Below are 22827 nucleotides of genomic sequence, written 5' to 3'. Positions count from 1 at the left end.
ATCCTTTTGTATAAAATTAGCCAATATTCTAGCACCTTTGAACTAACAAAAGGCTTTTTCATAGCACTTTTAAGTTCGGGCTTTATCTACCTGAATCACTGGGGGTTTTCCCATCCTATCGTGAACACTATTTTAGGTATCACAACACTCTATCTACTCCTGCAGGAAGAGAAAAAAGTGTGGTTCTTTTCGGGTGCATTCATAGGACTGTTCTGGTTCTGGTGGATCGCCTTAAGCCTTCAGCATTACGGTATGGTTTGGGCGGTACCTATAGAGATAGTCATCATTATGCTAAGCTATGGGGTACTCTTTTGGCTTCTCGCATGGATCAGTGAAAAGATCGCTTTACTGCTGCAAAACTCCGGCACTCTGCTCCCTTTACTCTTCAAGGCTTCAGCGCTTTTCATCTTAAGTTATATCCACCCTTTCTCTTTTGACTGGTTCAAACCCGAACTGATGTTCGTAGAGAGTTATCTGGGCATTGACAAATGGCAGTATGCCATCATTTTATCTGCTATAGTCCTGAGCCTCTGGAAACAACAGCTCCTCTATGTGTCACTTGTTGTTTTTGCTTACCAGACCCACCTTCCCACGGATACGAAATCCGATGACAACATCAGACTTGTAACGACCTATACTGCGGTGGAGGAGAAATGGGATGAAACACTTCATGCTGCACAGTTTGAAAATCTTTTCAAACAGATAGACCAGGCCATCAAAGAGAATAAAACGCTTGTCATTCTTCCCGAATCCGTCTTCCCCATCTTTCTCAATCGTTCAAAACTTCTGGAGAGATTGCAAGAGAAGGCTAAAAAGGTCTCCATCGTCACCGGAGGGCTCTACTGGGACGGGAAAACACCGCGTAACTCAACCTATATCTTTACAAACAACAAAATCTCTGTAGCCAATAAAGTAGTACTGGTTCCCTTTGGAGAGAGCAACCCTCTGCCGGATTTTTTAAGTGACTGGGTCAACAAAATATTTTATGACGGTGCCGTAGATTACGTGGCCAGCCCCAATGTTGTAGACTATCAAATAGATGGGAAGATCTATAGAAATGCCATCTGTTTTGAAGCGACTACGGAAAGGCTCTACGAGGGTGAACCAAAACATATGATCGCACTGAGCAATAATGGATGGTTCACCCCTTCCATAGAACCGACATTACAAAAACTCCTCTTGCAGTACTACAGCAAGAAGTATGGAACCACCATCTACCACTCGGTCAATATGTCGGAGTCCTATGTGGTGAAAAATGGGAAAATCACTCCATAGAAAACCTTGTAGAGTTCTATGTTTTATAAAGTTTTTAAATGCTATATTGGTCTCTTCTTACATTTTTCTATAGGTATGTTTCTTTAGGGACTATTTAATAAATAACATTCATTATATTTCCAATAGTATTGGTTAATTAAAACTTATGTTGCTACAATTGTATATATCATTCTGGGGAGTGTGTCAATGGATTTAAATGAAGAGACCATAGAAGATACGTTTAACATTAACAAAGTGTTGGAAACGCTCTTTTCTTCTGTTAAAAGTATTGCAACTGAAAAACGGATCGAACTTCTCTATGAAATGGATTCGACCATACCAAGAAAATTACGGGGTGATTCGGATGCCCTGTTGCTAGTCCTTAACAAAATACTCACCTTTGTTTTTCAAAACAGTGATAAAAAAGAAATTGTATTATCTCTCTCTTCCGTAGAAGATTTTTTGTATGAAGAGTTTATCTCTTTTAGGATCCAAGAGACCCATATTGAAAAAGAAAAACTTCAAGCTTTTTTAAAAATCCATCTGAATAAAGAAATTGAAATGCTTGGCGGTAATATTGTTTATGATAATGAAAATATGTCGGACATACACATAAGCATACCTTTTAAAAATTTTGAATTGGGTTTCAGACGTCACTATAGACTTCCACATAAAAATGCAGTCGGTAAAAAGATCTTAGTGATCTGTTCAAATGATAAAACTGCACAAAGCCTTAAAAAGATGTTTCAGTATTTTCATTATGATGTTCATACAGGTATGGATGAGTTAAAGAAACATGGAAATGACCTCTCTATCTATGATATATTGATCATCAGTGAAAAAATGATCACTGAAAAGACCAAAGAAACGATTGCCAAAGTACAAGAACGTGCACCACTGAAATATGTACTGCTTAGAGATCCTTATGATTTAGAGGATGATATAAAAACAGACGCTGAACATTTCATCAAACCTATTACACAAGAAAAGGTCTTTGACCTGATCGTCTCTCTTTATGAAGAAAAACCCCGTACAGAAAAGAGTGATACAACCCTAATAGAAAAGGCATGATCTTAAAACATAACCTTTATAAGATCCCTTGAAAAGCGTATTTTATGCTATCTTTCAATGTTAGCTGTTGGCAGAGCCTTCCGACAGCCAATGACCTATAGGTACCCTTCAGCATATTTCTTCTGTACATGGATATAATTATTTTGATCCAGACACAAATTAAACTATTTCGCTAGATATAAAAAACAAATAGAAAAGTAGGAGTAACTATGCCATTTTTTGACCTATAGGTGATTTTTTACTTGGTTACAAGGTGGGTAAATTTCTGTAGATGCTATTGTCTCAAAACCTTATAAAGTGATATATTTTATAAGATTTTAAATACAGGATATTTTTATCTTTATATGAAATACCCCCTCCTTTTATCTCACTTTATTAGAACTAAAGATGTGCACCATCAATCAAGCTAAGTGCTTCATTAACATTAAAAATTTTTCCTCTAATATTTGAATACCCAAAAGACTCTAATCTCTTAGTGTGTTTATCTAAATATCTGTTTGCATCTGCAAGATTATCGAATAAATAAATTCCTCCACCTTCTTTTGTCTCTTCATTTTCAGTCCAAATTTTCCAGATAAGACCTTCTTCTCTTGCGATATCTTTCGCTAAATCAGTAAATGTTTCTGTAAATTCTTCTTTAAATGGCCCTGCATGAGGAAAATCTACTTGTAATATATATTTCATGTATACTCCTATAATGTTTTATATGTATAATTTTAATATATAATTAAATTAATGTCAACTAGGTTTACAATGTCTTTATGTTTTTTATCTTTAGAAACCTCTAAGGTTTTTAATAAGTTAATACTGGAATATTTAACAAGTAACGGATTTGATGGGCTAAGTGATGCCCTTATCGTTCTTTTCCCCTATCTAGATGAATATGAAAAATTAACAGCATCACAATTATCAAAAAAAGTTGGCTATACACGTCAAGCAATGCATAAAAACATAAAGAAACTTGAAGAATTTGGTTACATTACACTAGTTCAAGAAAATCAAAAAGAAAAAATCATTCAGTTGACAAGAAAAAGTGAAAAACTTATCATTACAGCAAATCAGTATATATCACATATTGAAAATGAATTATCTATACAAATTGGGAAAAAAGAATTAGAAATCTATAAAGATAATCAAGCAAAAATTTATGAGTATTTAAATTCAATTTCGAATAGTTAGTTTATTGTGTACTAAAACCTTATAATCTAACATATTTTATAAGGTAAAGTATATTTTGTGAGTTCATCTGTGATCATGTACGATTACACATAAAACTTGGAAGACCTCAACAGCTTCAGTGCATGCTCAATCTTATCTTTTAAAACTTTTTCATGCTCGCACAGAAGAGGATCGATATCCAAAGTTTTGGTCTCAGACTTCTCTTTAATGGTGTTCAGTATAGAGGCACGCTCTTTACAGTTTCTGTACTCACGCAGAGGCTTGAAAAGGATATTCAGTTCCTCGACGAGTCTTCGTGACTCCTTTTCTCCGATGATATGGAAAAAATCTTCTATCAAAGTTTGAAGTGCGTCCATAAAGATATAGAGCGCTTCAAGCACGTCATCATCATACCCCTCTTTTGTTTGCTCTAAAAGCATTTCAAATCTTTCTAAACGCTCTTTGAGCACATGCTTGACCTCTTGCTGTAATGAGATATACTTTTGGTTCTCCTGAATTCCTATCTCCCTTGTAAGGATCGTTAACATCTGCCTAAAAGGCTTGGAGACGAGCATTTGTGTCACAGCTTCCTCTTCTTGGGTAATGAGAGTCTTTAACTCACTGTAGAGCGTTAACTTCACATTCTCACGTGTGGCACTCAGTTCATTTAAAAAATAAAGGTAGCGCAATAGCGTTGTCTCTTCATAGTAACGTTGAAACAGCTCCATAGAAAAATGCTGTACATTGGGGCTGAACAGATCCGGAAAGATCTCCAGTAGCGTAGCAGTACGGCGCAAAAGAACACGTAAACGATGCAGTGTTGCACTGAAATGTTTCTTCTGGAAATTCATCTTATAGTAATTGATCAGACGAATGTTCCGGTAAAGTACCAAAGAGACACCGTCACGTACATAGAGACGTTGCGGCACTTGCCAGAAAAAAAGATTGGGTGACTCAAACGCATCGATCTTTTCGAACAACTTTTGCAGATCGTACTCCATAGGTTTTTCATACAGTGCAAGGGAGTGATCACTGTATTTCTCATCCTGGTCGATCTCTTTAAGTACAAAAGGTTGCAGCTCCTGGGTGGTCTCCGAGTTTCTCAGTACTTTTTCATCTTGAAAAGATGCAGTCACAATATAGATCCCGTCAAGCTTTTTCAAGTACCTCTCAACAACCAATGTACTCTCATCCATAGTGACCCTATAGGTATTTTTAACGATTATCCTGCCCAAGTGTTCTTTACGTTGAGAAGCATACTCCTCCGCACTGACAGAAAAGAGCGTTTCATTCCCATCCTTATCGACGCTTACTTTCGTATAAATATCCGGATACTCTTTACGGTAGTAACATTGCTCCTGATCATTTGAAACCGTGTAGAACTGTTCTGTTTTCTCAGTTTTTGGCAGTTGTTCTTTAAGCCAACGCTGGATGTCTGCCGATACTAAAAACTTGCGCTGTATATGATTCATGTTAGGGATTATAGCACAAAATCAAAAATTGACTCTATAGACCTTTTTAACTATAATACACAATGAAAAACTTCTTTTTGGCACCGATCAAAGGCTATCAATACATCTCTAAAATGTTACCTGCCTCCTGCCGCTATTATCCTTCCTGTTCAGAATATGCCAAATGGCAGTTTGAATTCAATGCACCCCATAAAGCATTGACAGCAAGCTCTTTACGTATTTTACGATGTAATCAACTCTTTAAGGGTGGTATTGACTACCCATTGGTTGACTTCAAACCTCCAAAGCCTACAGCTTTACTCAAACTTAATGCATTTTGTGGCAAAATTGATATCATCTATTGGCTCGTACCGAAAAGTACGGACCCGGACAATACACACTATTATGTTTTAAAGGACTTTGATGCAATTAAACGCACCACTTGACATGCATTTACATCTCAGAGACGGAGAGATGTTGGAGAATATCGCTAAAAGCTCAGCGAGCACATTTTCAGGTGCTATCATCATGCCCAACCTTGTGCCCCCAGTAAGCACTAAAGAGGAAGTGGTCGCCTACAAACAGCGTATCATGGCTGCCATAGGCGAGGAAAAATTCACCCCCTATATGACACTTTTTTTCAAGCCCACCTATGACAAAGCATTTTTAGAATCGGTCAAAGAGGTGATCACCGCGATCAAACTCTATCCTGCGGGTATCACCACGAACTCCGAAGGCGGAGTCAGCGGGTTTGATATAGAAGAGTTGCGTCCTGCACTTGAAGCGATGAGTGAACTGAATATCCCGCTGTGTGTACATGGAGAGACCAATGGTTTTGTGATGGATAGAGAGGCTGAGTTCGTCAGCATCTATGAGAGATTGGCCACTGCTTTTCCCAAACTCAAGATCATCATGGAGCATATCACCACAAAAGAGAGTGTCGACGCGTTGGATAGATTTGAAAACCTTTATGCGACCATTACCCTCCACCATCTGATCATCACCCTTGATGATGTGGCTGGAGGTATGCTGAAACCGCACCTCTTCTGTAAACCCATCGCCAAACGTCCCGAAGACAGAAGTGCACTGCTCAAAGTCGCTCTGGAAGCACACCCTAAGGTGATGTTCGGGTCAGACTCTGCACCGCATCCGAAACATGCCAAAGAGTCTTGCGGCTGTGCGGCAGGCGTCTTTACAGCTCCCATCGCCCTACAGGTTCTGGCTGAACTTTTTGAAAATGAAAAAGCACCCCTGGAAAACCTCCAGGCTTTTGTTTCAGGAAATGCCCAAAAGATCTACGGTGTTACACCGGTGAACAAAACCGTTATCCTTGAGAAAAAAGCGTTTAGCGTACCTTCAGATTACAACGGCGTAGTCCCTATGTATGCAGACGAGACCTTGGCCTATAGCATCAAAGAAGTAAGATAGGTGGAATAGTTCTTGCATCGCCAATACCATGACATTTAAAATGGTAACATAGATCGCTATAACGATAAAAATAATGCGCTTAAAGCACGTACTTAAAAATAACCTGCTAACATAAGACAAATGAAGAAGGATGGGAAATGATTGCAAACAATATTGAAGAACTGATAGGGAATACCCCTTTAGTCAAAATCAATACACTTTCGGAAGAGACAGGCACGACGATCTTAGGTAAATGTGAATTTATGAACCCTACCTCTTCGGTAAAAGACAGGATCGCTTTTAACATGATCAATGCCGCGCTTAAATCGGGTGAGATCGATCAGGACACGACCATCATTGAACCCACAAGCGGGAACACAGGTATCGGCCTTGCGGCCATTTGTGCATCCAAAGGCCTTAAACTCATTTTGACCATGCCTGAGTCCATGAGTATAGAGCGCCGTAAACTTCTTATGCACTTGGGTGCAGAGCTTGTGCTTACACCAGCTTCAGAAGGTATGGGCGGGGCTATCGCAAAAGCATCTGCACTCGAAAAAGAGTTAGACAATGCAAAAGTACTTCAGCAATTTAACAATCCGAGCAACCCCGATATTCACCGAAAAACGACTGCCTTTGAAATCCTAAATGACACGGCGGGAAACCTGGATATATTCGTGGCTGCTGTAGGTACAGGCGGAACACTTACCGGTACGGGAGAGATACTCAGAACAAAGATACCTTCACTTGAGATCATTGCAGTGGAACCTTCGGATTCCCCGGTCTTGGAAGGGGGACAGCCCGGACCACATAAGATCCAGGGTATCGGTGCAGGGTTTGTACCCGAGATACTCAACACAGAAATTTATGATGACATCGTTGCAGTGAGCAATGAAGCCGCTTTTGCCATGGCAAAGAAAATCGCCAGAGAAGAAGGCCTGCTTATCGGAATCTCGGCAGGGGCAAACCTCCATGCGGCCTACACCATCGCAAGCAGACCGGAAAACAAAGGTAAAACCATCGTCACAGTACTCTGTGATACGGCGGAACGTTACCTCTCTACAGAACTCTTTGACACCTAATGTCAAAAGAACGATCAAAAACCCCTCTTCTACTTGAAACGATCAGAATAGAAGACGGGGAGATACATAACCTTAGTTACCATCAGCATCGATGTAACAAAAGCCGTCAAATACTCTTTGATCCTGATGATATACTCGATCTCTCTTCTTTTATAGATGCTCCCAAAACGGGTCTATATCGTTGTCGTATCCTCTACGCAGAACGCTTACACTCTATAGAGTATATACCCTACACTCCAAAAGAGATACGGAGTGTAAAGATCGTCTCCTCTGATATTGAATACAGTTTGAAATATGCCAACAGAGATGCTTTAAATGCCCTGCTGGAATCCAACAAAGATGTCGATGAAGTGATCATAGAAAAAAAAGGCTATCTGACCGATACGACCATATCAAATATCGCTTTTTTTGATGGTGAACAATGGCTAACACCGGTAAACCCCCTGCTTGAAGGTACGATGAGGGCCAAGTTGATCGATGAGGGATTTCTCCACCCCAAAGAGATCAAAAAAGAAGAGCTCCAAAACTACTCACAAGTAGCTTTAATGAATGCTATGATAGGATTTAAAATTCTAAATATCGAACCACACAAAATATTATAAAGGGTGCAATCATGACTATTAACCTTTTACAAACGCCTGAATATCGTGCTCTTATGCAATCCCATATCTATAAAACCATTCAATACTTATTTGACAAAGATCAGGAATTTGCATTGGCGTGTGAAGTGAAATATATTACATTTACACCCGAACTTCCTGCAGATATAAAAGGGTCATTTGACGATACTGTTCTGTTTATATTGAGTGGGTTTACCTTTGAAAGTGCCAAATTAGACGAAGCCTATTTCACTTTTGAAGCAGGCTTTGGAAGTGATAATTTTGGTTCAACGGTATCTTTACCTCTGCTGGCTATCAAACAGCTCTTTGTAGGTGATAATCCTATTATCATCAATTTTGCACAGCCGGTAATAGAACAAGAAAAGAAAAAAGAAGCAAGTGCCTCCAAAAAATCTTCAATGGAAGCACTTTTAAAGAATCCTGAGAATAAAAAGCTTCTCAAGAATAAAAAGTAGATTTGATCTTAGCAGCGGCCTGCTAAGATATAATTTACAACATTGTCTACATAGGCATTGTGCTTATTCTCTTTAGAATACACAATAAAGAACTTACGAGACATCGTATACCCTCTAAGCCTTGCTTCAAAAAGCTCTCCGTTCGCCACTTCATCCATAATCGCATATTTCGATATGATTGAAACCACTGGTTTATCTGGGTTTTTGTCACTTTTCTTGATCGTTTGAAGTACCGTAGCAGAGTTATTTACTTCACTTAGTACGTTAAAGCTTTTACATGAAACACCTAACTCTTCAAACACTTCAGAGACAACACGTCTTGTATGTGAACCCTCATCACGACAGATCCAATCAAAGTCATAGAGCTCTTCTGTTTTGAGTGTTTTGTTGATAGGCACATTACTCACTACGACAAGTTCATCTTCCAACCACTCTCTGTAGATAAGATCATTGTCAAAAATAGGTGACTCGATCAAACCTACATCCAATTTTCTATCTTTGAGTTTTTCTATGATGTTATCACTTCTATCAATATCCAAATTGACACTGTTGTTAATCGCTTCACCGATCGTATTGAGACATTGACCAGGGATGATATATGCCCCTATCGTATAAGTAGCACCCAATCTAAACGTGATCTCTTTGTTAATGATCTTAAGGATATCCTGCTCTGAAGAGAGTATCTCTTTTTCAAGTCTTGTCGCTATCTTGTAGAGCTCTTCACCCTCATTGGTGAGTTTGATACCATTCTTTTTACGTTCGATCACCTTACACCCAAGATATTTTTCAATAAATTTGATCTGCTGTGTCACAGCCGGTTGTGAAATTCCTAACTTTGCAGAAGCCTTAGAAAAACTTCTCTCACGTGCTACTGTTAAAAATGTTTCTAATTTTACAAAATCTTTTAACATTGAATTATGTCCTTCATTCTAAGATTAAATTTTTTAAATAAATTAATTAATAAAGTTATTATATCTTATTATACTTAATTAAACATAAGTTGTTCTTATTAGAATGATTCTATTTTATATAAAAAGTCTAAATTTCCTCTTTATGGCACTTCTAATCAATTAAAAGGTATAATTAATACTATATAGGAGCACAATCATTTTCATGGAAACAATTTTAAATGCATTAAACCCATCACAACGTGAGGCCGTTGAGCATATTGACGGACCGATGCTTATCCTTGCAGGGGCAGGCAGTGGGAAGACGAAGACACTGACGACCAGACTTGCTTACCTTGTAGGTGAAGTAGGTATTGATCCTGCAAACACTTTAACCCTCACATTTACCAATAAAGCTGCTGCAGAAATGCGTGAACGTGCCCTTAAATTAATGCCGGAAAAAGTCTCCTATCCTCCACTTTTATGTACCTTTCATAAATTTGGTTTGCTCTTTCTAAAATTCCATATCGAAAAGCTCGGTAGAAGCAATGCCTTTGTGATCATAGACAGTGACGATAAAAAACGTCTTTTACGTGCCATAGCCAAAGAGTTGAAAGTAGATCTCAACATCTCATTTATCGCTTCTGAGATCTCAAAATATAAAAACTCACTTCTCTCTCCTGAACTGGTACTGGAAAAAGCTGAACTGCCTGACTACAAACAGATAGCCAATATCTATATCAAATACCAGGCGAATATCGAAGAGAACAACCTTGTGGACTTCGATGACCTTCTCATGCTCACCTATAAGATACTCAGTGAGAATGATGCACTCAGAAAAGAGACAAGCCAGCGATACCAGTACATCATGGTCGATGAGTACCAGGATACCAATGAACTGCAGTTCCAACTGCTTGAGCTGCTCTCTTCCGAACACAACAACCTCTGCGTAGTGGGGGATGATGATCAGAGTATTTACGGATGGAGAGGTGCGAATATCCGTAATATCTTGGAGTTCGCCAATAACTTTGAGACATGCAAAACGGTCAAACTTGAAACCAATTACCGTTCCACGGAACCCATCCTCAATGCTGCCAATACCCTTATAGAACACAATTCGACACGTTTGGGCAAAAAACTCACTTCGCATAAAGGCTCCGGGCAAGAGGTCAAACTCCTCCACTCACTCGATGAGTCTATGGAAGCCAAAGCCATCGCACATGAAGTACAAAAACTCCTCGATGAAGGCGTGGATCCCAACGAGATAGCCGTACTCTACCGTATCAATGCGCTCTCACGTTCACTCGAAGAGGGTTTTACAAAAGCAGGACTAGGTTTCAAACTCATCGGAGGTATGCGCTTTTATGAACGTGCCGAGATCAAAGACCTCATCTCCTACTTAAGAGTACTTTCCAATCCGCATGATGATTTTTCTCTCATACGTATTATCAATAAACCCAAAAGAGGTATCGGTAAAGCATCCATAGAAAAGCTGCAAAAAGCCGCTTTTGATGCCAAAATGTCACTTTTTGAATATATCAAAAAATCGGTCAAGGGAGAACTCCCTGCGGTCGTCAGTAAAAAGATCAACACCGCTTTGGAGAAACTTGTCGAAGATATCACACTCTTGCAGGAAGCTTTGGAAAATGAACTCGGTAACTTCATTACACTCTTTGAAGAGCGTATCAAACTCAAAGACCATTATGCCGGTATGGTCGACGGTTTTGACCGCATCTTGAACATCGATGAGTTTTACGGATACTTCAGAGATGCCGTGATGAAAAACCCTGACCTTACACTCGATGAGTTCCTCAATGACATTTCACTGCAAAGCGACCAGGACCAGGTGGAAGAGGACACCATTACCATTATGAGTATCCATGCGGCCAAGGGACTGGAGTTTGAACATCTTTTTGTCATCGGGTTGGAAGAAGAGTTCTTCCCTCTTCTGGGTGAAGGCTCCAATATGGAAGAGGAGCGCCGTCTGGGCTATGTAGCGATCACCAGAGCGAAGTCGGATCTCACACTCTGCTATGTCGACAGCCGTTTTTACAAAGGCCGGCGCAAAATGATAGACAAGAGCCGTTTCCTGGGTGAAGCGGGACTCATTCAGGATACAAGCCTGAAGATCACTAAAAGTTCCGCTTTCAAAAAAGGGGACCTGGTCAAACATAAGATCTTTGGTATCGGACGTGTCCAGGCTGCGAACAAATCTGGCAAAGAGTATAAACTGCTTATTAACTTTGGCGGGAACAAGAAAGAGATACTGAGTTCATTTGTACAAAGTATCTAGATCTTATACTTGTATAATTTTTTTAACTACCCTATATTTGAACTGTGGTGATGTTTTTCCCTTCATTTTTTAAAAAACGAAGCAAAAATCGTCGTTTCTCTCGAATCGCTTCGCTTTCACGGGCGTTCGCAACGACAAGACACACTGCGTGTGATTAAAAGTGACTACTAAAGGATATCAACTGTGAATCGATTATTTGTTGTCAATAAACCTATCTTCCGTTCTTCGAATGGGTATATGGGGTATGTCAAACGTAAATACGGAACCAAGAAAGTGGGGTTTTCGGGTACGCTTGACCCTTTTGCGACAGGATGTCTCATCGTGGCTACAGGACAATACACCAAACTCTTCCAATACCTCAATAAAACACCTAAAAGCTACAAAGCTACCCTATGGCTAGGGGCAAACTCTCCAAGCCTTGATATAGAGAAGATAGACAGTATTAAAGAGGTATCTCCTTTCGCCCAACAGCAGATAGAAGAGGTACTGCTCTCCCTCAAAGGCGAACTGACCTACTACCCTCCAAAATTCTGTGCCAAGAAGATCAACGGAAAACGCGCCTATGAACTTGCACGTGAAGGTGAAGAAGTAGCACTGAAGACCATCACCTCCACTATCCATGATATTAAACTGCTCAACTATAACCATCCCTTTGTACACTTTGAAGCCACAGTGAGTGAAGGAACCTATATTCGAAGTCTAGGAGCATTGATCGCAGACAAGTTGGGTGTGGACGGTACACTCTCAAGTCTACACCGTGTCCATGAAGGGGCATTCTACTATGAAGATGAGAAAGCCCTGGACCCCTTTACGCATTTGGCCATTCCTTCCAATACCTACAGAGGTGAAGAGGAGTATATTGAACTGGGGAAAAAGCTCTCTGTGGAGTATTTTGAAACCAAAGAGGACGGCATATATCTCATCGAGACTTCACACTTTTTTTCCATTATCGAGATCATGGGTGAAGAGGTAAAATACAGGTTTAACCGTATCCCGAAGTTTGAAGCGTGCTAATCTTTGAGATTTTACTACCGATCTTTTTTATAGTATAATGCCCATCCAATTTCTATAAAAAAGGTTTCATGATATGGGTGGTTTTGAAGGTGGTGATGAAGGTGGATACTGGGATGTCGATACGCTTCCCATATCAACAAATAATGGAAATGAGGACAAATCGATCAGGATGCAGTCCTGTATAGAAAAGACAGATACAGGCTACAGTATCAAAGCCCATGCCAAAGTCAATATCTTTTTAAAGATCACCGGACATGAAAACGGCTATCATACCCTGCTCTCCCGATTCATGTATATAGAGGATCTCTATGATACCATTGCCTTTGTACCCTGCGAATGTGATACTTTTACCATAGAAGGGTGTGAAGGTATACCACTCGAATCCAATACCATCTACAAAGCCTACAAGGCACTCAACGACTATACCGGTGACCTTGATATACTCAACTTCTTTTACAAGCATAAGGTCGTCGTCACCAAACGTATCCCGAGTCAGGCAGGCTTAGGCGGAGGCAGTTCTGATGCCGCAGCCTTCATGCGTTTGGTCAAAGAGGTATGCAACCTTCTGATCAGTACCAAAGAACTGGCAAAACTGGGAAGTGCCATAGGTGCAGACCTTCCCTTTTTCATCTACAACTACACCTCGGCAAATGTCAGCGGTTTTGGGGAGATCGTTGAACCTTTTGAAGAGGAACCACTCTCTTTGGAACTGTACACTCCGGATATAGGGTGTGATACCGGCCTGGTCTATAAGACCTTTAAAGAACATCTTCTGAGTGATATTTCACTTGCTTCTTTCATAGGATGGGACAAACTTGACTCAAAAACACTGCTCGAACGCATTGCAGATCCAATGATGTTGAATGATCTTTACAAGGCTGCACTTATCGCCTATCCTGAGCTACAAAACGAAGCGAAAGAGGGGTGGTTCTTTTCAGGGAGCGGGAGTACATTTTTTCGTCTGCGTTGAAAATATACGAGATTTTTAGCGCTCTTTTTCTCTCTTCTTTCGCATCAGCAGATACAGTGCTTCAACTTTTTCTCTTGCCCAGGGTGTTTTTCTCAAGAACTTTAAAGAGGAGTTGACACTTGGATCATACTTGAAACATCGTATGTTCACGAACTCTGCCAGCAGTTCCCAACCATACTCTTCCTGCAACTCCTCGACTATCTGCTTGAGTTTAATCCCGTGCAAAGGATTGTTTTTGTGTTCACCATGCATCACTTATCTTCATCCTTTGCATTTAGCCTTCACCTGTTTTCCTACCAAAATGTTCCATTGAGAACTTTACTCTCTGTGCCACATCCAAATTAGCTTGTTGTCTATCGATCACGTCATAGCGTTTTACGGCACCTGTTCTATTGGCAATTTGTATAGCCAGCCCGGGACGGGCATTGAGCTCCAGGATCAAAGGACCTAGGTTTTTGTCCAATACGATATCTACACCCAGGTAACCCAGATGGGTTACTTCATAACAGGATGCTGCCAGGGTCAGTATCCTCTCCCAATGCGGTATTTCAAGCTCAGAAAAATCATACCCTGTATCAGGGTGGTGTGTTACAGGGGAACCATGCTGTACGGCAAAAAGTGCCTTTCCTGTCGCAATATCAAGTCCTACACCCACTGCACCCTGATGTAAATTTGCCTTACCGTCACTCTCCCTGGTTGAACACCGCAGCATGGCCATGGCAGGGTACCCTCTATAGGTGATCACCCTGATATCCGGTACACCCTCATAACTGTAGCGATCAAAAATAGGGTCAAACTCTACCAGTGTTTCAAGCATGGCGATATCGGGTTTTCCTCCGAGTGAATAGAGACCGCTTAGAATATTTGAGATATCGCGTTGGATATCCCTCAGTTCCAGTCTCTGTCCGTTTGCTTTGATGAACTCCTCACCTTCACGCTTGACGATGACCAAAATACCCTTTCCCCCGCTTCCCTGGGAAGGCTTGAGCACAAATCCGTCAATTCCCTCCAATATCTCTTTCAAATAACGAAGTTGTGACTGACGTTCAATGGTTTTGATCAACTTCGGTACGGCAATACCGGCACTTTGGGCAATGATCTTGGTTTTTAATTTATTATCCACCAAAGGATAATATTTACGATCGTTATGTGCTCCAATATAATGTATATTTCGTTTGTTCATCCCCAATATACCCAATTTTTTAAGCTTAAAAGGATTAGCGAACATCATTTACTCCACCATGGATCTAAAACGAATGAGTTCACTCAACCGGTACCCACTGTAACGTCCGATCATAATAATCACAGCCAATACGACCAAAAGGAGTTCCGGGAAATTCACAGCAATATGTGAAACAAAAGGATCACTCATAACAAAGTAAGCACACACAGCGACGATCAGTGAACCTCCCCCCTGAATAAAGACCTCTCTTGCACCCTCTTCTTCCCATAATATAGACATTCTTTCAATTGTCCAGGCTAAGATGATCATAGGGAAAAATGTGACCGTAAGCACTTCTTTGATCCCCAGTTTAAAACTTAAAATACTCATAAAGGACATAATAAGGATCACGACGATCATTACTGCAGAGATCCTTGCAACCAGTAACAAGTTTAGGCTGCTCAAATAGGAACGAATGACCAGACCCATTCCTACGATCAGAATAAACATGATCAGCCCTGCAGAAAGTGTTGTCTCCATAAAAGCCAATGCGATCAAAACAGGCATAAAGGTTCCTGAGGTTCTCAACCCCACCAGAATCCTTAACAGTACCACGACCAATGCACCAAAAGGTACCAGTAAGATATGCCTATACGCATTCTGTGCAGATATCGGCAGGGTAAAGAGTGAAAAATCCAATATGGCTGCCTTTTTGACAAGTTCTTTTTTCTCAAGAAGGTTTTGTACGGGAACCTGACGCTCATTGACGGAAAAACTAATGTTCGATTTTCTCGCACCGGTGACTTCGATCAGTGAAGCACTACCTTGCTGCCAAACAAAAAAATTCTTATCACGGATCACTTTACCTTTTTTCAAATCATAAAGTTGCCAATTTTTTCCATCATAAACATCCAGCATAGGCGTCAATACGATATTACGCCGTGCACTTTCCAGGAAAAGTCCATGGATCTTTCGTACTGATATTTTTCTGTATCGTAAAAGACGGTAGAGGAGATCAATTTTAGTCTCTCCTGCCTGTGCAAGTAGTATCTTCACTGCCTGAGAAGGTTCTTTTGCACTAAAATCTTTGATCAATTGTGCCACAAAAGAATGTGTATCTGCAGATCTGGAACGTACATCATGTAAAAGATTTTTTGCTGTATCCTGTAGTATATTCGGAAGATCACTCAGCGTTTCAGTTTCTTGCTCAGAGGGAGTGATAGGATGCTTGGGCTTATATTCTCCAGGTTCTATCAAAACTTCTAGAGAGTAGTAAAGCTTCTGCGGCCCTACAACGTTTCGTCTACTCCATTCAGCCCTTTTGCCCTCTTTTGTTTCTCCTTCAGCATAACCAAACCCGGATGATGCAACATCTTCAGAGAGTATCTGCATCCCCTCTTGAGGCTCTGGAAGTGCCATAGAGACCAAGACTGATTTCTTCTGTCCTACAAATGAGATCTCTGCTCCAACCGTATAGACGGAACGCTTTTCATGAGGTAAAAATGGTATGCCAAGTACACCGACCTTATACCAGACGATAAAAAATCCAGTGAATGCCAAAATGAAAGTAATCAATAGTGCTTGCAATCTTCTAGACATGAAATTTCCTTGTTATTTAGGTAAAGACATAGGTTTGAATTGATATTTTTTTGAAACATCAACGATAAAAAAATCGCGTAAGAAATTTCGTCCTATAAGTACAGGATATTTATACTCCTCTCTATCGCTCAAGTTCACCGAGATCAACTGAGATACATCACCGAGTATGACACGCATCTTTACCACATAACGGTCCATTGACTCTGCTCCATGACGCTTGATCTGTACTGTTTTGACCACCTTTCTCTCAATTGTATGTTCTTTTTTCCCTGATACAAAGTCAAACCGTACCCACTGCTTTCCATCACGTTCAAAAGGAGTGATATTGCGGGCATCGATAGAGGTCGTTTTTGCACCTGTGTCAATACGTGCTTTAAGTACCTCATTGGGAGGTACAAGTCGAACATTCTCCAACGCTCCGATAATGATCTTGGAATCTGGCTTTTCTGTATTTAGATTTACATAAGTATTTTTTTGCTCCGTTGAGAGTGCAGTATCTTCTTGTGCTTCAACAAAAGATACACTGAACAAAAACAAAAATATTAAGGGGTAATACCACCCTCTTGGTAAAGTCATTCTATAGCTCCACATAATGAAATATTCCTATCATTATACCATAGAAGAGGCTACAATAGAGATATTTTAATGTATATGAAAGTGCATACAATTACCTTATTTATTGTAGGTATAATAGACCCTAATACTCAACCTGTTCCCATCCAAATTCTTTGAAAATTCTCTGCCAAGTATCATCCAATGTCGCCTCTATGACTATTTTTTCCTGATGTACAGGATGGATAAAAGAGATCCTATTTGAATGCAACAGAAGCCTATGGCATACATATTTTTCACGGAAAAGTGTATTGTGCTCGCCTCTTCCATGTTTTGTATCTCCAATAATGGGATGAAATATATGTTTCATATGTCGTCTGAGTTGATGTTTCCTTCCAGTTTTTGGAAAAAGTTTTACCAAAGAGTAACGGGCAACAGGATAACGGCTTACGGGAAAGGGCAACTCCACCGTTGCCAAACGTTCATACGCGGTTTGTGCTTCTTGTACTTCTTTGGTAATCCCCTGTTTCTTCTGCTCCTTGGTATCTAACATCTGTTTGAGCGGATGGTCTATCAGTGATGCATCTTCGGTAAAACCGCGTACGACGGCCATGTACTCTTTGTGGACTTGGGAAGAACGAAAAAGAAGGGACATTGTCTTGGCCACTTGGGCATTCAATGCAAAAAGCAAGACCCCCGAGGTCGGTTTGTCCAAACGGTGGATAGGATAGACATACTCTCCTATCTGGTCACGTACCAGTTGCAGTGCGAACTCTGTTTCATGTTTGTCTATGGGTGACTTGTGCACAAGCAGACCTGATGGTTTATTGATCGCTACAAGGTACGCATCCTGATAAAGAATTTCCAAGGGGTGTGTTTCCGTTTTATCCATGCTGCATTATATGATATAATTCTACAAAATATAGATAGAACCCTCTACATAAAGGACCGATTTGGCTATCAACATCATAGCACAAAACAAAAAAGCCCGTCACGATTATGAGATACTTGAAAAGTTTGAAGCGGGGATAGTACTCTCAGGGGCTGAAGTCAAAGCGCTGCGTGCCAAACGTGCGAACCTCGCGGATGCCTTTTGCCGATTCATCCAGGGTGAACTTCATCTTATGAATGCCCACATCGCCCATCTTGAAACAGCGAGCAAATATTTTACGCCGGATACGCGTGCACCAAGAAAACTGCTTTTACATAAAAAAGAGTTGGAAAAACTCTATGTGAAAGTACATAAAGACGGCCTGACCATCGTACCGCTGATGATCTATTTCAATGAGCGCAACATAGCCAAAGTGAGCATCGCCATAGCCAAAGGTAAAAAACTTCATGATAAACGTGCCGACATGAAAGAGAAAACACTCAAACGTGAAGCCCAGCAGGCGATGAAAAACAGGAGTTACTGACCCCGGCATGAAAAGACTTGAAGAATTGTTGGCTGGATATCAGAGTGTGGTTCTTGGAACACTCGGCAGCAACGGCTACCCTTTCTCCTCTTATGCACCTTTTTACTATGATGGGGAACTACTCTATATCTTCATCTCAGATATGGCTACACATACAAAAAATATACAGACAACACCCCGTGCTTCCACACTCTTTATTGAAGATGAGAGCAAGAGTGAAAATATCTTTGCAAGAAAGCGCATATCTTTACAATGTGATGTCACTTCTGTCTCTAAGGATGAAGAGAGATTTCAAACGGTAATGAAACAATTCCAACATAAGTTCGATGCCCCTTTAGTGACCATGCTCATGGGGTTGAAGGACTTTAACCTTTATGCACTCAAGCCCCTTTACGGAGAAGCGACCTTTGGCTTCGGAGAAGCCTATCATATAGGCGGAGAGAAGATGAATGAACTTGTAACAAGGAGCGGAGAGAACGGTCACAAACGATAGCTATTTTTGATACTTTCTCTTTTGTAATAACATTTCTCGAGGCGAAAGATAACTTCTCTCTTTTTGATGCTCTACTCTTTTTTGGCGTTTATCTAGAAGTTTGGTATGTCTATTGGGGTTCAGTGTTCTCTTTCGTTTCACCCTTCTCCACAAAGATAGATGTTCAGCCCCTATAAAATGATCTATATACGCTTGTATCTTTTTCACCAACCATTTAAAAAAACCTTTCACGGGGATACGAAATATCTTTTCAATATAAGATTCCATCCAGCCGAATAAAAAAATGAAAAATGTATAGACCCTACGTAAACCCCTGGCCAAAAACGGTACCTTTTCCATCCATGACAGCAGCCATGTAAAGATGACAACTTCAACAATGGGAGCCAGCCAGCTTCCCCATAAGTAATCTGTAAAAAAATAGGTGATTGCTGTACCCCATTTAAGCAATATCGCCAGCAAAAAGCTCCATACTTTGGCTAAAAAAACTTTTACAGCCAGCATCACACCCATGAACTTGGCGATAACTCCCAAAGAGCCAAGAAAAGCAAAAATGGTCATCATTTTTTTCACTAAAGGAAAGTTCTTGAAATTCTTTTTTGCATGTCTCATCAACCTCTTGATATCACCGGAAATATGATCCAAAAAATGTATTTTGACATTCCCCATGATCACTTTTTCTACCACATAGCGTTTGCCTAAACCGGTAGCGGAAAGTATGGCTATCTTTTTCAGAAACAGTTTCAGGATGAACTTTCCCTTGACAAGAAAAAATGCAGCCAACAAAGCAATAAAATTTTTCTTTACAAACAATATGATTCTCAAAAATAACGCTATGACAAAGGTACGACTCTCCTCTATACTGAATAGTAGAATGATGCAGACAATAGATAAGGGGAGTACCCAGAAAAGAAGCCGTTTTCTCATATTCGGTCTATGTTCTCAGTAGTACTTTGAGTCTCTTGTAAAGCTGTTTCATTTTCTCTATAAAAGGACTTTCACCTGAAAAATATTTTTCTTTTAACGCTTTGATACGTATCTTGACCTGAAGCAGATATTCCATAGTTCTGCGATGTATTTCACTAGACTTGATCCAGTCGATCGCTCTCATGATCCACTCATACAACCATTTAAACCATCCAAACTGCATCAATTTCTCTTCTGTCACTCTAAAGAGCCAAAAAGTAAATGCCGCTATGGGGATCTTGGAAATATACAGCACCAGACCTAAAACCATCTGTCCGCTTACAAATAACATTCCCGCATAAACACCGAATGCTTCCACTATAGTAAGTAAAACAACAAAGATAGCAAGAATTGCAGAAGGGTTTACTCTCTCTAGTTTGGCTTCGATCTTCTGAAGAATTTTTAGTGCATGAATCGCTTCATAGATAGGCTTTGCAATTCCTTCCCAGATCAACTCTTCAAAGATAATATAGGTGAGGACAAGTAAAAGCTGTAGAAGTAAAATAACTTTGTGTTTGATGGATGATAACATTCAGAGTATCCCTAAATAGATTTTAAATATTATAGCGATTAAAAATAATTTTTGTATTTGAATAAGAAAGTTAAGATTTGTTTTTGATTTGCTGTAGTTTTGGTTAAATGGATTTTGTGTAGTGCGGAAGCTTTCTGATAGTAAGTGACCAAACGGAGCAAAGTCCATTTAGCCGAAAATGCTGTGAAGCAGGAAGAAAGATTACTTTCTTCTAAGTTCTTTGATTCTTGCTGCTTTACCTTTAAGCTCTCTAAGATAGAACAATTTAGCTCTTCTTACTCTACCTCTTCTAAGTACTTCAATACTTTCGATAGAGTCTGAGTAAATTGGGAAGATTCTCTCAACACCAACAGAGTTAGCACCCATTTTTCTTACGTTGAACGTTCTACCAGTTCCTTGACCTCTGATCGCGATACAAAGACCTTCATAGTTCTGAACTCTTGTCTTTTCACCCTCTTTAATTCTTACGGCTACTCTTACTGTATCACCCGCTCTGAATTCTGGGATATTTCTGTTTTCAACTTGTGCTTGCTCGAAGCTTTCAATGTATTTATTTCTCATGTGTTATACCTTTTTTGTATAAGTCTGGCCTAAAATACTTTGTTTTACACAAAGCAAGCCCTCTTTTTAAGTCCGTGATTTTACTATGATTACCCTTTAGGAATTCTGAAACTACTTCATTGTTTTCATAATTCTTGGGTTTCGTAAAAGAAGGGGCTTCTAAAAGTGATGCTTCAAAGCTCTCTACACTTAAAGAGTCACTGTTACCTAAGACCCCTTCAACATTACGGCTAATCGCATCACAGACCACCATACTTGCCAACTCTCCGCCGGTCAATATAAAGTCTCCTATTGAAAAGAGTTCATCTGCCTGGGCTTCTATCACCCTTTCATCGATCCCTTCATACCGCCCGCTCACCAGTACCACATGCTCTTTTTTCGCTAAACGTCTTGCATCGTTTTGTGTGAATGGTTTTGCCACAGGGGAGACAAACACGATATGTGCTTTTTCAGAGGTTTCTCTGATCTTTTTAAGCGTATCCATCAAAGGTTGTGGAGTCATCAGCATACCTGCACCCCCACCTATCATCGGGGCATCTACACGTTTGTGTTTATCTGTAGTAAAATCACGCGGATTGTAAAAATCGATAGAGATCTTTTCATCTTCGATGGCACGCTTTAAGATACTTTCAGAGAAATACCCTTTGATAAGCTCCGGGAAAAGTGTGACAAAAGAGAAATGCATAGTACTAGCTAGCCTCTAAAATGTCTTTCGCATCTTTCGTATAGACAACTTTCTCTTCTGTATCAACTTTGAGTATGTAACGTTCGATGTAAGGGAGCAGGAACTGTTTAGATAAACCTGCCTCAACCAAAACGGCATCTGTTTTCACAGCCAGGTAGTCTGTCTCTGCCATACGCTGTATATCCTCTACCACACCTAAAACTTCATCATCCTGTTTGACGCTGCAGCCGATCACATCAAACCAAAAGTACTGCCCCTCATCCAGTTCACAATTCTCTTTTGTTTGTGCTTCATTGGCATAGAGTTTTGCATTGGTGAGCTTTTTTGCACTATCGACACTTTCATAGCCTCTGAAACGGATCGTACCGCGTTTATGATTGATATCGGCGATGGTAAGCTCTCCACGATCACTTTTATAAGTCTGTCCGACTTTAAACTGTTCTGGGAAATCTGTATGAAGATGAAATTTGAGGTCACCCCAAAGTCCTATGGTCCGCCCTATTTGAGCGATAAAAAAGTTGTCATTGGACATGGATTGTTACTTTGAAGCTTTTACGTTAACGCGGTAGTTTTTACCGCCTTTTGCTTTACAGCCGGAGATGACTGTTTTAATAGAGTTGATCATTCTTCCCTCTTTACCGATAAGTTTACCTATATCTTCACTGTTCGCAAAGATGGTGATCTCATCAAACCCCTCATCAACCTCTGAGATCTCTATAGAGATATCTTCAGGGTTGTTTACCAAAAGTTTGGCATAGGAGAGTAGGAAGTCTTTAACCATTCAGACTATTTTTTACCTGCTAGTCTTTTTACTGTCGGGCTCATTTGTGCACCAACACTTAACCAGTAGTTCAATCTCTCTTCGTCAAGTGTAAGATCTTTGTTTGCACTTACCGGGTTATAGTGACCGATTGATTCGATCCAACCACCATCTCTTCTTTTTCTGCTATCTGTTACTACGATTCTGTAAAATGGCTTTTTCTTTCTACCCATTCTTGTCATTCTGATCATTGTCATATTGTATCCTTTGTTTTTTCATTTGTTGTAATGCCTATCTCGAGGAAAAGGTATGCATTCTCGTTACAAGTACTGACAACTGTTTTTTAATGACTAAAACACTCATCAACACTTCATAAATTCTTTTGGAACGCGATTCTACCATAAAAATTATAAATATTTTATTAAATGGTATAGTCTTCTCGCGTA

The 22827-nt window shown here is 40.0% G+C and carries 28 protein-coding genes; 13 read left to right on the top strand and 15 right to left on the bottom strand.

Annotation, left to right across the window (positions count from 1 at the left end):
* Positions 1 to 6 precede the first annotated feature (6 nt).
* Positions 7 to 1275, top strand: a complete 1269-nt coding sequence (locus MN086_RS01595) for an apolipoprotein N-acyltransferase (protein ID WP_248576316.1) — start codon at positions 7 to 9, stop codon at positions 1273 to 1275.
* 186 nt (positions 1276 to 1461) lie between these two features.
* Positions 1462 to 2325 (top strand): hypothetical protein, encoded by an 864-nt coding sequence (locus MN086_RS01590; RefSeq protein ID WP_248576315.1) that lies wholly within the window; start codon positions 1462 to 1464, stop codon positions 2323 to 2325.
* A gap of 381 nt (positions 2326 to 2706) precedes the next feature.
* Here MN086_RS01590 and MN086_RS01585 read toward each other — a convergent pair whose 3' ends face one another.
* On the bottom strand, positions 2707 to 3009 hold the full coding sequence (locus tag MN086_RS01585; protein ID WP_248576314.1) for a monooxygenase: 303 nt from the start codon (positions 3007 to 3009) through the stop codon (positions 2707 to 2709).
* A gap of 69 nt (positions 3010 to 3078) precedes the next feature.
* On the opposite strand from MN086_RS01585, the gene MN086_RS01580 reads away from it, so the two are divergent.
* Entirely contained in the window at positions 3079 to 3504 is a 426-nt protein-coding gene (locus MN086_RS01580) for a MarR family winged helix-turn-helix transcriptional regulator (protein WP_248576313.1), read from the top strand.
* 83 nt (positions 3505 to 3587) lie between these two features.
* Here the strand turns inward: MN086_RS01580 and MN086_RS01575 are convergent, their stop codons facing one another.
* Entirely contained in the window at positions 3588 to 4955 is a 1368-nt protein-coding gene (locus MN086_RS01575) for a hypothetical protein (protein ID WP_248576312.1), read from the bottom strand.
* 62 nt (positions 4956 to 5017) lie between these two features.
* Here MN086_RS01575 and yidD point away from each other — a divergent pair, with 62 nt between their 5' ends.
* The 5 genes from yidD (at position 5018) to MN086_RS01550 (ending at position 8495) form a co-directional block, all read left to right on the top strand.
* A complete protein-coding gene (yidD, locus tag MN086_RS01570) occupies positions 5018 to 5380 on the top strand; it encodes a membrane protein insertion efficiency factor YidD (protein ID WP_248576311.1) in 363 nt (120 codons plus the stop codon).
* Positions 5358 to 6362, top strand: a complete 1005-nt coding sequence (gene pyrC, locus MN086_RS01565) for a dihydroorotase (RefSeq protein ID WP_248576310.1) — start codon at positions 5358 to 5360, stop codon at positions 6360 to 6362. The genes yidD and pyrC overlap by 23 nt, the downstream gene beginning before the upstream one ends.
* Before the next feature lie 137 nt (positions 6363 to 6499).
* The gene (gene cysK, locus MN086_RS01560) at positions 6500 to 7420 is read left to right on the top strand and encodes a cysteine synthase A (RefSeq protein WP_248576309.1); all 921 of its coding nucleotides are present in this window, start codon (positions 6500 to 6502) and stop codon (positions 7418 to 7420) included.
* The gene (locus MN086_RS01555; RefSeq protein WP_248576308.1) at positions 7420 to 8022 is read left to right on the top strand and encodes an aminotransferase class IV; all 603 of its coding nucleotides are present in this window, start codon (positions 7420 to 7422) and stop codon (positions 8020 to 8022) included. Before cysK ends, MN086_RS01555 begins: the two co-directional genes overlap by 1 nt.
* A gap of 11 nt (positions 8023 to 8033) precedes the next feature.
* Entirely contained in the window at positions 8034 to 8495 is a 462-nt protein-coding gene (locus tag MN086_RS01550; RefSeq protein WP_248576307.1) for a hypothetical protein, read from the top strand.
* An 8-nt stretch (positions 8496 to 8503) separates the two neighbouring features.
* On the opposite strand, the gene MN086_RS01545 is transcribed toward MN086_RS01550, so the two are convergent.
* Complete coding sequence (locus MN086_RS01545) at positions 8504 to 9406, bottom strand: LysR family transcriptional regulator (RefSeq protein ID WP_248576306.1); 903 nt, start codon at positions 9404 to 9406, stop codon at positions 8504 to 8506.
* Positions 9407 to 9608: 202 nt separating this feature from the next.
* Here MN086_RS01545 and MN086_RS01540 point away from each other — a divergent pair, with 202 nt between their 5' ends.
* From MN086_RS01540 to MN086_RS01530, 3 genes are all read left to right on the top strand, one after another.
* Positions 9609 to 11675, top strand: coding sequence for an ATP-dependent helicase (locus MN086_RS01540; RefSeq protein ID WP_248576305.1), 2067 nt, complete (start codon positions 9609 to 9611; stop codon positions 11673 to 11675).
* A 183-nt stretch (positions 11676 to 11858) separates the two neighbouring features.
* A complete protein-coding gene (truB, locus tag MN086_RS01535) occupies positions 11859 to 12689 on the top strand; it encodes a tRNA pseudouridine(55) synthase TruB (protein WP_248576304.1) in 831 nt (276 codons plus the stop codon).
* A 73-nt stretch (positions 12690 to 12762) separates the two neighbouring features.
* Positions 12763 to 13659, top strand: a complete 897-nt coding sequence (locus MN086_RS01530; protein ID WP_248576303.1) for a 4-(cytidine 5'-diphospho)-2-C-methyl-D-erythritol kinase — start codon at positions 12763 to 12765, stop codon at positions 13657 to 13659.
* Positions 13660 to 13674: 15 nt separating this feature from the next.
* Here the strand turns inward: MN086_RS01530 and MN086_RS01525 are convergent, their stop codons facing one another.
* The 5 genes from MN086_RS01525 to truC form a co-directional block, all read right to left on the bottom strand.
* Positions 13675 to 13911 (bottom strand): VF530 family DNA-binding protein, encoded by a 237-nt coding sequence (locus MN086_RS01525; RefSeq protein ID WP_248576302.1) that lies wholly within the window; start codon positions 13909 to 13911, stop codon positions 13675 to 13677.
* Between the two features lie 22 nt (positions 13912 to 13933).
* Positions 13934 to 14887, bottom strand: coding sequence for an alpha-L-glutamate ligase-like protein (locus tag MN086_RS01520; protein WP_256465859.1), 954 nt, complete (start codon positions 14885 to 14887; stop codon positions 13934 to 13936).
* Positions 14888 to 14890: 3 nt separating this feature from the next.
* A complete protein-coding gene (locus MN086_RS01515) occupies positions 14891 to 16420 on the bottom strand; it encodes an inactive transglutaminase family protein (protein ID WP_248576300.1) in 1530 nt (509 codons plus the stop codon).
* Positions 16421 to 16432: 12 nt separating this feature from the next.
* Positions 16433 to 16951: a RimK/LysX family protein gene (locus MN086_RS01510; RefSeq protein WP_248576299.1), complete on the bottom strand. Its 519-nt coding sequence runs from the start codon at positions 16949 to 16951 to the stop codon at positions 16433 to 16435.
* Between the two features lie 166 nt (positions 16952 to 17117).
* Positions 17118 to 17864, bottom strand: coding sequence for a tRNA pseudouridine(65) synthase TruC (truC, locus tag MN086_RS01505; protein ID WP_248576298.1), 747 nt, complete (start codon positions 17862 to 17864; stop codon positions 17118 to 17120).
* 61 nt (positions 17865 to 17925) lie between these two features.
* Between truC and smpB the strand changes: the two genes are divergently transcribed.
* Together smpB and MN086_RS01495 are read left to right on the top strand one after the other, a co-directional pair.
* Positions 17926 to 18387, top strand: a complete 462-nt coding sequence (smpB, locus tag MN086_RS01500) for an SsrA-binding protein SmpB (RefSeq protein ID WP_008245476.1) — start codon at positions 17926 to 17928, stop codon at positions 18385 to 18387.
* A gap of 7 nt (positions 18388 to 18394) precedes the next feature.
* A complete protein-coding gene (locus tag MN086_RS01495) occupies positions 18395 to 18880 on the top strand; it encodes a HugZ family protein (RefSeq protein WP_248576297.1) in 486 nt (161 codons plus the stop codon).
* Here MN086_RS01495 and MN086_RS01490 read toward each other — a convergent pair whose 3' ends face one another.
* The 7 genes from MN086_RS01490 to rpsP all read right to left on the bottom strand — a co-directional run bounded on the left by MN086_RS01490 (position 18881) and on the right by rpsP (position 22638).
* Complete coding sequence (locus MN086_RS01490; protein WP_248576296.1) at positions 18881 to 19804, bottom strand: hypothetical protein; 924 nt, start codon at positions 19802 to 19804, stop codon at positions 18881 to 18883.
* Between the two features lie 7 nt (positions 19805 to 19811).
* Positions 19812 to 20375 carry a hypothetical protein gene (locus MN086_RS01485; RefSeq protein WP_248576295.1) on the bottom strand — a complete coding sequence of 188 codons (564 nt, stop codon included), beginning with the start codon at positions 20373 to 20375 and terminating at the stop codon, positions 19812 to 19814.
* A 201-nt stretch (positions 20376 to 20576) separates the two neighbouring features.
* The gene (gene rplS, locus MN086_RS01480; protein WP_223899170.1) at positions 20577 to 20936 is read right to left on the bottom strand and encodes a 50S ribosomal protein L19; all 360 of its coding nucleotides are present in this window, start codon (positions 20934 to 20936) and stop codon (positions 20577 to 20579) included.
* Positions 20926 to 21621 carry a tRNA (guanosine(37)-N1)-methyltransferase TrmD gene (gene trmD / locus MN086_RS01475; RefSeq protein ID WP_248576294.1) on the bottom strand — a complete coding sequence of 232 codons (696 nt, stop codon included), beginning with the start codon at positions 21619 to 21621 and terminating at the stop codon, positions 20926 to 20928. Before trmD ends, rplS begins: the two co-directional genes overlap by 11 nt.
* Before the next feature lie 4 nt (positions 21622 to 21625).
* Complete coding sequence (gene rimM, locus MN086_RS01470) at positions 21626 to 22153, bottom strand: ribosome maturation factor RimM (protein ID WP_248576293.1); 528 nt, start codon at positions 22151 to 22153, stop codon at positions 21626 to 21628.
* A 6-nt stretch (positions 22154 to 22159) separates the two neighbouring features.
* A complete protein-coding gene (locus MN086_RS01465) occupies positions 22160 to 22402 on the bottom strand; it encodes a KH domain-containing protein (RefSeq protein WP_248576292.1) in 243 nt (80 codons plus the stop codon).
* 5 nt (positions 22403 to 22407) lie between these two features.
* Positions 22408 to 22638 carry a 30S ribosomal protein S16 gene (gene rpsP, locus MN086_RS01460; protein ID WP_248576291.1) on the bottom strand — a complete coding sequence of 77 codons (231 nt, stop codon included), beginning with the start codon at positions 22636 to 22638 and terminating at the stop codon, positions 22408 to 22410.
* Positions 22639 to 22827 lie beyond the last annotated feature (189 nt).

This window comes from Sulfurovum sp. XGS-02 (assembly GCF_023213175.1).
Classification (GTDB): Bacteria; Campylobacterota; Campylobacteria; order Campylobacterales; family Sulfurovaceae; genus Sulfurovum.
The sequence above is the reverse complement of the archived record's forward strand: the minus strand, read 5'-3'. Positions and strand labels throughout refer to the sequence as shown.

Bases quoted from the DNA above. Each gene is read 5' to 3' on its own strand.
- MN086_RS01540 (WP_248576305.1), top strand. From the start codon at position 9,609: ATGGAAACAATTTTAAATGCATTAAACCCATCACAACGTGAGGCCGTT.
- MN086_RS01550 (WP_248576307.1), top strand. From the start codon at position 8,034: ATGACTATTAACCTTTTACAAACGCCTGAATATCGTGCTCTTATGCAA.
- MN086_RS01520 (WP_256465859.1), bottom strand. From the start codon at position 14,887: ATGTTCGCTAATCCTTTTAAGCTTAAAAAATTGGGTATATTGGGGATG.
- MN086_RS01555 (WP_248576308.1), top strand. From the start codon at position 7,420: ATGTCAAAAGAACGATCAAAAACCCCTCTTCTACTTGAAACGATCAGA.
- MN086_RS01545 (WP_248576306.1), bottom strand. From the start codon at position 9,406: ATGTTAAAAGATTTTGTAAAATTAGAAACATTTTTAACAGTAGCACGT.
- MN086_RS01465 (WP_248576292.1), bottom strand. From the start codon at position 22,402: ATGGTTAAAGACTTCCTACTCTCCTATGCCAAACTTTTGGTAAACAAC.
- MN086_RS01585 (WP_248576314.1), bottom strand. From the start codon at position 3,009: ATGAAATATATATTACAAGTAGATTTTCCTCATGCAGGGCCATTTAAA.
- rpsP (WP_248576291.1), bottom strand. From the start codon at position 22,638: ATGACAATGATCAGAATGACAAGAATGGGTAGAAAGAAAAAGCCATTT.
- rplS (WP_223899170.1), bottom strand. From the start codon at position 20,936: ATGAGAAATAAATACATTGAAAGCTTCGAGCAAGCACAAGTTGAAAAC.
- trmD (WP_248576294.1), bottom strand. From the start codon at position 21,621: ATGCATTTCTCTTTTGTCACACTTTTCCCGGAGCTTATCAAAGGGTAT.
- yidD (WP_248576311.1), top strand. From the start codon at position 5,018: ATGAAAAACTTCTTTTTGGCACCGATCAAAGGCTATCAATACATCTCT.
- MN086_RS01515 (WP_248576300.1), bottom strand. From the start codon at position 16,420: ATGTCTAGAAGATTGCAAGCACTATTGATTACTTTCATTTTGGCATTC.
- truC (WP_248576298.1), bottom strand. From the start codon at position 17,864: ATGGATAAAACGGAAACACACCCCTTGGAAATTCTTTATCAGGATGCG.
- cysK (WP_248576309.1), top strand. From the start codon at position 6,500: ATGATTGCAAACAATATTGAAGAACTGATAGGGAATACCCCTTTAGTC.
- MN086_RS01495 (WP_248576297.1), top strand. From the start codon at position 18,395: ATGAAAAGACTTGAAGAATTGTTGGCTGGATATCAGAGTGTGGTTCTT.
- MN086_RS01485 (WP_248576295.1), bottom strand. From the start codon at position 20,375: ATGTTATCATCCATCAAACACAAAGTTATTTTACTTCTACAGCTTTTA.
- MN086_RS01575 (WP_248576312.1), bottom strand. From the start codon at position 4,955: ATGAATCATATACAGCGCAAGTTTTTAGTATCGGCAGACATCCAGCGT.
- MN086_RS01525 (WP_248576302.1), bottom strand. From the start codon at position 13,911: ATGCATGGTGAACACAAAAACAATCCTTTGCACGGGATTAAACTCAAG.
- MN086_RS01590 (WP_248576315.1), top strand. From the start codon at position 1,462: ATGGATTTAAATGAAGAGACCATAGAAGATACGTTTAACATTAACAAA.
- MN086_RS01580 (WP_248576313.1), top strand. From the start codon at position 3,079: ATGTCTTTATGTTTTTTATCTTTAGAAACCTCTAAGGTTTTTAATAAG.
- MN086_RS01490 (WP_248576296.1), bottom strand. From the start codon at position 19,804: ATGAGAAAACGGCTTCTTTTCTGGGTACTCCCCTTATCTATTGTCTGC.
- MN086_RS01530 (WP_248576303.1), top strand. From the start codon at position 12,763: ATGGGTGGTTTTGAAGGTGGTGATGAAGGTGGATACTGGGATGTCGAT.
- pyrC (WP_248576310.1), top strand. From the start codon at position 5,358: ATGCAATTAAACGCACCACTTGACATGCATTTACATCTCAGAGACGGA.
- rimM (WP_248576293.1), bottom strand. From the start codon at position 22,153: ATGTCCAATGACAACTTTTTTATCGCTCAAATAGGGCGGACCATAGGA.